The sequence below is a fragment of the Rhizobacter sp. P2_H2 genome (genome assembly GCF_056403375.1).
The window spans coordinates 1-2,922 of sequence record NZ_JBFUFP010000706.1 but is presented as its reverse complement, the minus strand read 5'-3'; the positions used below and the strand labels follow the sequence as shown (position 1 = coordinate 2,922).

Genomic DNA, 2,922 nt, shown 5'->3' with positions numbered 1-2,922 from the left:
ATCTCGGCCTCGTCGCCTCGCTCGGCCGCGGCGAGCTGCCGGTGTGGCGCCGCCCGCGCGTCGCCTTCTTCTCCACCGGCAACGAGCTGCGTTCGATCGGCGAAACGCTCGACGAGGGCTGCGTCTACGACAGCAACCGCTACACGCTGTGGGGCATGCTGCAGCGGCTCGGCGTCGAGGTGCTCGACCTGGGCATCGTGCGCGATGAACCCGCCGCGCTCGAGGCCACGCTGCGCCATGCGGTGGAGAACGCCGACGTGGTGATCACCTCGGGCGGCGTCAGCGTCGGCGAGGCCGATCACACGCGCGCGGTGATGGCGCGGCTCGGCGAGGTGCTGTTCTGGCGCATCGCGATGCGGCCGGGGCGGCCGATGGCGGTGGGCCGCATCGCGAGCCAGGGCCGCGAGGCGGTGCTGTTCGGGCTGCCGGGCAACCCGGTCGCGGTGATGGTGGGCTTCTACACCTTCGTGCGCGATGCGCTGCTCGCGATGTCGGGCGCCGCGGTCGAGCCGCTGCCGATGCTGCAGGCGCGCTGCACGACGGCGATCCGCAAGCGGCCGGGGCGCACCGAGTACCAGCGCGGCATCGTCTCGCGCGGCGTGGACGGAACGTGGCAGGTGGCGATCACCGGGTCGCAGGGCTCGGGGGTGCTGCGCAGCATGAGCGAGGCGAACGGGCTCGTGGTGCTGCCGCATGGGCAGGGGGATGTCGCGGCGGGCAGCCTGGTGGAGATACTGCCGTTCGACGGGCTGGTTTGAACGCGTCCCGGATTGGCATCCGGGCTACAGGTTCACCTCACGCTCTCGACGCCCTTGTTGGCCAACTGGTCGGCGCGCTCGTTGCCCGGATCGCCTGCGTGGCCCTTCACCCAGCGCCAGTCGACGTGGTGCAGGTTGCGCAGCCCGTCGAGGCGCTGCCACAGGTCGGCATTCTTCACCGGCTTCTTGTCGGCCGTCTTCCAGCCGCGCGTCTTCCAGCCGTGGATCCACTCGGTGATGCCCTTGCGCACGTACTCGCTGTCGGTGTAGATGATCACGTCGCAGGTGCGCTTCAGCGACGCGAGCGCCTCGATCACCCCGGTGAGCTCCATGCGGTTGTTGGTGGTCTGGCGCTCGCCGCCGAACATCTCCTTCTCGTGCTCGCCGGTGCGCAGCCACGCGCCCCAGCCGCCAGGGCCGGGGTTGCCCTTGCAGGCGCCGTCGGTGTAGATCAAGACCTGCGGGCGCTTGATCTGCGGTTGATCGGACGGGGCGGCGGACGATGCTTCAGTCATGGAGTCTCGGAAGATGAATGGGCGCGCTGGTGGGTGCGGTGGCTCGCGACGGTGGCCGCACGCTGGCCGGCAGTGCGCTGCTGGCGGATCAGGCCCACCAGCCGCATGCCGCGCACGCGCTTCACCGCCACCAGCAGGTAGACGCTGCCGAGCACCGGCCACCAGCGTTCGCCGATGCGTTCGGTCCAGGCATAGCGTGCGAGCCACGCATCGGTCTTGAGGGGAGGACGATAACAGCCGAAGCGCCCGCCCTGCACCTCGAAGCTCAGCAGCCGCAGCCAGTCGCGCAGCCGCCAGTAGCCGAGGAACTCGCCGTCGTTCGGCAGGAAAAGCGGCTTCTGGCGCGAAAAGCCGATGTAGCGCAGCAGCCGGCCGCAGCGCTGGCGCAGGCCCCACAGGCTGGTCGGGTTGAAGCCGAGGATCACGACGCGCCCTTCTGGCCGCAGCACGCGCTCGACCTCGCCGAGTGCCAGGTGCGGGTCGCGCGCGAGCTCCAGCGTGTGCGGCAGCACGACCAGGTCGAGGCTCTGCGAATCGAACGGCAGCGCATCGAAATCGCAGMGCAGCACGACGGCCACGCGCTCGGCCGGAGTGCCGTTGGTAACACCGGCGGCGGCATCCGTGGGAACTTCGGCCGCGGGATCGCGCTCCACCAGCTTCCCTTGCGCGTCGAGCGCCACCCAACGGTGCGGCATCCGGTTGGCCCTCAACCCCTCGAGTTCGGTCATGCCGAGCTGCAAAGCGTGAAATCCGAACACATCGGCCACGCTTCGATCGAGTTGGGCCTGTTCCCAGGCCAGCAGGTAGCGCCCCGGGGGGGTCTCCAGCCACTGGGCCAAACCTATAATCCCGCCGACTTGTGTCATGAAACTGCTTGCCCTGCCAGCCTTCGCCGATAACTACATCTGGATGCTTCACGATGGCCGGCAGGCTCTCGTCGTCGATCCGGGTGAATCGGCACCGGTGGAGCAAGCGCTGGACGCTCATGGCCTGAGGCTGTCGGCGATTCTAGTGACCCATCACCATGGCGACCACGTCGGCGGCGTCGATGCGCTGCGACCGCGCCTCGAAGGCCCCGTCTACGGGCCCGCGCGCGAGAAGATCCCCACCCCGTTCACGCCCTTGCACGATGGCGATGCCGCCGAGTGGCTCGGCCTGCGCTTCGAGGTGATCGACGTGCCGGGCCACACCGCCGGCCACATCGCGTACTTCTGCGCTGCGAGCGATGGMGATGCGCCGATCCTGTTCTGCGGCGACACCCTCTTCTCCGGCGGCTGCGGGCGGCTCTTCGAGGGCACGCCGGCGCAGATGCACCGCTCGCTGTCGCGCCTGGCCGCGCTGCCCGGCGACACGCGGGTGTGCTGCGCGCACGAGTACACGCTGTCGAACCTGAAGTTCGCACGCGCCGTCGAGCCGCACAACCGCGACCTGCTCGACTACACGGCGCTGTGCGAATCGCTGCGCGCCGACGACCGCGCGACGCTGCCGAGCTCGATCGCGCAGGAGCGGCGCATCAATCCCTTCATGCGCTGTGCGCAACCCGAGGTGGCTGCTGCCGCCGCCACCCACGGCGCCCGGCCCGACGACGAAGTCGACGTGCTGGCCGCGCTGCGCCACTGGAAAAACAACTTCTGATGACCGACTTGATC

General features: G+C 69.5%; 4 protein-coding genes. 2 read left to right on the top strand and 2 right to left on the bottom strand.

Annotated features, from left to right (window positions below; all coding sequences use genetic code 11):
- The coding region (locus AC1D15_RS25015; protein ID WP_477828103.1) for a molybdopterin molybdotransferase MoeA at positions 1-758 on the top strand (758 nt) is incomplete at its 5' end.
- A gap of 32 nt (positions 759-790) precedes the next feature.
- On the opposite strand, the gene rnhA is transcribed toward AC1D15_RS25015, so the two are convergent.
- Both rnhA and AC1D15_RS25005 read right to left on the bottom strand, forming a co-directional pair.
- Positions 791-1,273, bottom strand: coding sequence for a ribonuclease HI (rnhA, locus tag AC1D15_RS25010; RefSeq protein WP_052213085.1), 483 nt, complete (start codon positions 1,271-1,273; stop codon positions 791-793).
- Positions 1,270-2,139 carry a class I SAM-dependent methyltransferase gene (locus AC1D15_RS25005; protein WP_477828102.1) on the bottom strand — a complete coding sequence of 290 codons (870 nt, stop codon included), beginning with the start codon at positions 2,137-2,139 and terminating at the stop codon, positions 1,270-1,272. The genes rnhA and AC1D15_RS25005 overlap by 4 nt, the downstream gene beginning before the upstream one ends.
- Here AC1D15_RS25005 and gloB point away from each other — a divergent pair.
- A complete protein-coding gene (gene gloB / locus AC1D15_RS25000; RefSeq protein ID WP_477828101.1) occupies positions 2,138-2,908 on the top strand; it encodes a hydroxyacylglutathione hydrolase in 771 nt (256 codons plus the stop codon). The two genes, AC1D15_RS25005 and gloB, sit on opposite strands and share 2 nt — an antisense overlap.
- The last annotated feature ends 14 nt before the right edge of the window (positions 2,909-2,922 follow it).

Coding starts and splice junctions, on each gene's coding strand:
- rnhA (WP_052213085.1), bottom strand. CDS start 1,273: ATGACTGAAGCATCGTCCGCCGCCCCGTCCGATCAACCGCAGATCAAG.